The 5,094-nt window shown below is 66.4% G+C and carries 5 protein-coding genes; 2 read left to right on the top strand and 3 right to left on the bottom strand.

From position 1 onward, the window contains the following. Positions 1–696: 696 nt before the first annotated feature. Both FLL47_RS08785 and FLL47_RS08790 read left to right on the top strand, forming a co-directional pair. Positions 697–2,010, top strand: a complete 1,314-nt coding sequence (locus tag FLL47_RS08785) for a hypothetical protein (RefSeq protein WP_144119960.1) — start codon at positions 697–699, stop codon at positions 2,008–2,010. Continuing rightward, positions 2,007–2,723 (top strand): hypothetical protein, encoded by a 717-nt coding sequence (locus FLL47_RS08790; RefSeq protein WP_144119961.1) that lies wholly within the window; start codon positions 2,007–2,009, stop codon positions 2,721–2,723. The genes FLL47_RS08785 and FLL47_RS08790 overlap by 4 nt, the downstream gene beginning before the upstream one ends. Before the next feature lie 9 nt (positions 2,724–2,732). Here FLL47_RS08790 and FLL47_RS08795 read toward each other — a convergent pair whose 3' ends face one another. The 3 genes from FLL47_RS08795 to FLL47_RS08805 form a co-directional block, all read right to left on the bottom strand. Beyond that, positions 2,733–3,137, bottom strand: a complete 405-nt coding sequence (locus FLL47_RS08795) for a GNAT family N-acetyltransferase (protein ID WP_144119962.1) — start codon at positions 3,135–3,137, stop codon at positions 2,733–2,735. A gap of 106 nt (positions 3,138–3,243) precedes the next feature. Further along, on the bottom strand, positions 3,244–3,795 hold the full coding sequence (locus FLL47_RS08800; protein ID WP_144119963.1) for a hypothetical protein: 552 nt from the start codon (positions 3,793–3,795) through the stop codon (positions 3,244–3,246). 97 nt (positions 3,796–3,892) lie between these two features. After that, a complete protein-coding gene (locus FLL47_RS08805; protein ID WP_144119964.1) occupies positions 3,893–4,939 on the bottom strand; it encodes an aldo/keto reductase in 1,047 nt (348 codons plus the stop codon). Positions 4,940–5,094 lie beyond the last annotated feature (155 nt).

The raw sequence follows: 5,094 nt of genomic DNA on the forward strand, positions 1-5,094 counted from the left end.
CCACCCCCCTTCGCTTCGCTCAGAATCCCGCCCTTCGGGCGGGGGATCCCACTTCGTGGGATCTGTCTCGCGAAGCGAAGTCTGTTCAGTTGTTGTGTCCCTTCGGGACGGTCCCTTCGGGACCCATTTAGTTCATGGCGATCACTCTACTTGCGTTTCTTCTCCCCACTCTCGACCAAGCCGGCCACTTCGTGGCCGGCTTGCGGCCCTTCGGTCCGGAATGCTCACCCGGCTCCCTGTCCTGTCCGAAGCAACTCAGTCCCTAGTCCGACATCTGAACTTATTGATATCTATTACCGCCAGATCGTTACCAAAACCCACAATATTGTTTATCTATTATTCGATTACTGATATTCCTAATCTGATAATGGATCGACTTGGCTCGGGCACACCGAAGACAACGTCCGCACCACACACCCCCACCTACGACCAACAGCCCAGCACCGCCAGCCGTCGACCACGAACGCCAACCCAAGCACACCCGCCAACCGAACACCCCACCCACAACCACAGACACACACCAACGCAGAGCAGACGGAGCAGCTGCCGCCACAACCGGGAACGCTCGACACTCCCCGACCCCACCGATCACGCCGAACAACACCAGAACACGGCCGACCACCACCCCAGACCCGACACGTCAACGCCCCCGAGCCAACCACAGACCAGCAACTCGACCCGCTATCGTGTCCACCTGTGGGAGCCACTTACAAAGCCGCGCAACTAGGCGCAGACACCCTCATGACAGACGGAGAACACATCCACCCAGTACCCCCCGGCACACTCGAACCCGGAATCGGATCAGTACTAAACCAACTCGCCGACCGATTCACCGACGAAGGCGTCATCATCATCGACACCGACGCAGCCCACGCCATGCGCCTACCCACAACCCAACACACCCTCAACACAATCCCCGACGACCACAACCTGATCCGCGAAGCCCGAACAGCAGGCTGGGACGTACGAAAACTCGCCGACTGGACGACATTCCGACGCAACAACCTCACACTACGAATCGGCATCCTACCCGCAATCAACCCAGCAACATTCCCACTCCTAGACCCCAACCCCCGCGACGGCATGGGCACGGTGACCTCCCTGGCGCTCTGGCATAGGGTCACGGGGTCCGCGTACCACGGCACCACCGGCATTGCCGGCACTGCGATCCTGAGCAAGGTGACGACGGTCGGGCCGAAAAAGCTCCAGCCGACCTGGAAGCCTAAAATTGAACTGGTGCCCGGATTCGAGGACGACTTCCACGCCGACCACTTCCGTGCTCCCGCGTCCGGGATGAAATTCGCGCACGCCTACGATGCGAACCGCGCGTATATCGCAGCCGCCGCCAACGCCATTCTCGCCCCGTGGCAGCTCAAGCCGGGGGGAACCACGTTCGACCCCAAGATGGGGGGCTGGTGGCTATGCGACCTGTCGCCGTGGAATGACAAGCGAATGCCTGACCCGGCAGGATACTCGTCCGTAAAAGGCGCGCGTTGGATCTCAACTGCGACGGTGACTCTACTCCAGGAATTGACGGAGCAGGGCGTCTATGGTGGGGTAACGATCAAGGACAGCCGGATTTCCCAGGGCACCGAATTGCTCCGCCCCTGGGCGTGGAAAATGCGCGACGCTTATGCGGCCGTACCGAATGTCGCCGAGGACACCCGTGATGCTGAGCGGGTCACCAAGGCGCTCAAGGAGGCCGGCCGAAAGACGCTTGGCATGCTCGCAAGCGAGACGAACTGGATTTACCGGCCGGACTGGTGGTTCTCCATCATCGCCATGGATCGCGCCAATCGCTGGCGCAAAATGTGGAAGACCGGCCGAGACCAAGGCCGCTGGCCGCTGTGGATCGACGTGGACAATGTCTGGTACGCCTCGGACCTGGAGGATGGCATTGCCGCAATTCCGACCGGCTGGACTCTCGATCCTTCCGGGATGAAGCTCGGGGCGTATAAACACAAGGCGACGCGCAAAAGCCGTGCAGCCGCCGAGGACGGTGCGAAATGAGCCGACTGGGCGACCGTCTGGTCAATCTGATGCGCGGCCGTGAAATCACACAGCCGCCGATGACGTTTCGCGAAAAAGCGGAGGAACTGCGCCGTACTGCGGGCGTAGCGAAGGGCGCGAAGATCGCGGGCGTGGACCGGCGTACGTTCCAGCGTTGGTTCGAAAAGTGGAACGCCGGCAAGGACCCGAAGCCGCGGAAGCAGACCCTCGACAAGCTGGACTTCGGCATGCGCCGCGCTTGGGTCGCCACAGCGCCCCCCGACGCTGCCGTGGTGCTCACCGTGAAGGATCGGAACGACCCCGGCCGCGCCGCGCGCACCATTACTGCGAAGCAGCTCAAGCTGTCACCCGGCACCATGTCGCGGGTTGCTGAGGTCTACGTGGCCACGGGCGATCCTGAGGCCGCCGCTGCAGCGTTCCTGGCAGGCGTGGATGACCGCTTCTACCGACGGTGGCTCACACCGCCCAGGGCCGACCGGGAGGCCGCTGCATGGGATCGGGGCGAGGGCGTGGGGGCAGGCATCGCCGGGGCAGCAGTCGGCCACGTACCCGGCCCGCGACACCCCGGTGTCGGCGAGGAGGAAGTAAGCCTGGACGAAATCGCCGGGCCAGACGTGCCGGAGACGGCCTACGACGAGTTCATGGACAGCATCTATGACGAGAGCGTCGCCCAAGTGCCCGATGAGGACGTATACGGGGGCGACGTGCAGTAGCCGTTGCGGTCAGAAGGCGGGCAGTGGGATCAAGCCTGCGTTCGTGGGCCGGAAGCCGCACGCTTCGAGGTAGAAGCCGCGCAGGTGCTCCTCGAAGTCGACGTGCAACCATTCGCAGCCGGCCGCCCCGGCCTGCCGGACCGCTTCGGCGATCAGTCCGGTGCCGACACCACGGTGGCGTGCCTCCCCCGCGACGACGGTGTCGAGCACGAACGCGTGCCCGGACCCGTCCCACGCGACGTTGACCCAGCCGACGAGCAGTTCGCCGTCGCGGGCGTTGACCCAGCCGAGGCTGTGCCCGGTGACCTGGGCCCGCCAGTCGTGCTCGGACGGTTCCCGGTCGAACCCGTCGGCATGCAGCCGCTCGACCTCGGCATTGCCGAAGTCGCCGCGCCAGGTGTAGGTGATGGTCATGGGTGCGTACGATAGGGCCCGATCGGGCCTCGATCCCACCGGTTTACTTACCACGGCGGCCGAAGAGGCGCTCTGACCTGCAATGCGCCGCTCGCTTTCGTGCAGGTCACCTCATGTCGTGGACGTCCACGTCGGGTGCGTGGTGCCGGCCGGCGGTGGTAAGCCGGTCGAGGTCGAGCCGCCAGCCGTTGATGGCGCGACCGGCGGCGACCAGGCGTGGGTCGGGCGCGCCGGAGACGGCGTACCCGAAGCCGGCCATGAGCTTTCCGGCCGGGCCGGTGGGCGTGCCCGGGACGGGCGGTGCGTCGTGTGGTCGCAGCACACCGATCCAAGGCAGGTTCTGCGCCAGTTCCTGGCGCCACCGGACCACCGCCTGCGCCTCGGCCCAGGGTACATGGGCGGTGGTGGCGGCGTGGCGCAGCGGCGAGCCGCCGAGGGTGATGCCGGTGCCGTCGACGCGCAGGGCGACCTTGCGGCTGAACGCGCCGATGGCCATGATGACGCCGCCGACGCCGAACAGTGCCAGTCCGAGGATCCGGGTGAGCGCGTTGACCGGTGTGACCAGCAGGGCGGCGGTGAACAGGAAGCTGATGGCGATGACGCGGCGGGTCTTGGGGGTCGGTCGGTAGCGTTCCTCGTACACGTCGGATGGGGTCACGGGCGCCCATCCTGCCAGCGGTCGGGTGCGGGGCAGGCCACGGGCCGCGGGAGTCGCACCACTCCCCCGGCCCGTAATGATCTTGTGTGCGGCGATGTCAGGCGGCGGCGCGGTCGGTCTGCGGGCGGCGGCGCAGCGTGCTGTCGACCAGGGCCGGCGGGCGCCAAGCGCCGTCGGGGCGGTACAGGTTCGTGCCGGGCGGGACGATCTCGTCGATGCGGTCCAGCGTCGCATCGTCCAGTGCGCGCTCGGCTCCCTTGAGCACCGTGTCGAGATGGGCCATGGTGCGCGGGCCGATGATGGTCGAGGTGACGGCCGGATGTGCCTGGGTGAACGCGACGGCGAGTTCGGGCAGGGTGCAGCCGATGTCGTCGGCGAGCGCGGTGAGCTGTTCGAGGGCGTCGTATTTGGCGGCATTGGCGGGGATGGCCGGGTCGAAGCGGTGCGGGGTGAGTGCGGCGCGGCCGGTGGTGAGGTCGACGGTGTCGCGGCTGAAACGGCCGGACAGGAAGCCGGAGGCGAGCGGGCTCCAGACGAGTACGCCCATGCCGTAACGCTGGGCGACGGGCAGGATGTCGGCTTCGATGCCGCGGGCGAGCAGGGAGTACGGGGGTTGTTCGGTACGGAAGCGGCTGACGGCGCGGCGCTGCGCGGCGTGGTGGGCCTCGACGAGTTCCTCGGCGGGGAAGGTGGAGCAGCCGTATGCGCGGATCTTTCCGGCGCGGACGAGATCGTCGAGGGTGGCGAGGGTTTCCTCGATGTCGGTGGTGTGGTCGGGCCGGTGGATCTGGTAGAGGTCGATGCGGTCGGTGTTCAAGCGGCGGAGGCTGTCCTCGACGGCGGTGAGGATCCAGCGGCGGCTGTTGCCACCGCGGTTGCGGCCTTCGCCCATCGGGAAGTGCACCTTGGTGGCGAGGATGACGTCGTCGCGGCGGCCGTGGAGGGCTTTGCCGACGATGGTCTCGGATTCGCTGGCGGAGTACATGTCGGCGGTGTCGATGAAGTTGACGCCGTGGTCGAGGGCGTGATGGATGATGCGGGCGCAGTCGTCGTGGTCGGGGTTGCCGACGCTGCCGAGCATCATGGTGCCGAGGCAGTAGGTGCTGACTTCGATGCCGGTGCGGCCTAGGGCGCGGTAGCGCATGGTGGTGCTTCTCCCCTGGTCGTGACTCCTGCGCCGGCCCGGCAGGAGTCGATCATGGAAGTGAGCCTAGGTGCTGGAGCGCGCTCCAGGTCAAGTCGGGGGGGCCCGGGGGGGGTGACCCCCCCCCCCCCGGTGTGAGACCCGAGCCCGAAATG

Source organism: Catellatospora sichuanensis, assembly GCF_007483665.1.
Classification (GTDB): domain Bacteria; phylum Actinomycetota; class Actinomycetes; order Mycobacteriales; family Micromonosporaceae; genus Catellatospora; species Catellatospora sichuanensis.

Bases quoted from the DNA above. Each gene is read 5' to 3' on its own strand.
- FLL47_RS08790 (WP_144119961.1), top strand. From the start codon at position 2,007: ATGAGCCGACTGGGCGACCGTCTGGTCAATCTGATGCGCGGCCGTGAA.
- FLL47_RS08795 (WP_144119962.1), bottom strand. From the start codon at position 3,137: ATGACCATCACCTACACCTGGCGCGGCGACTTCGGCAATGCCGAGGTC.
- FLL47_RS08805 (WP_144119964.1), bottom strand. From the start codon at position 4,939: ATGCGCTACCGCGCCCTAGGCCGCACCGGCATCGAAGTCAGCACCTAC.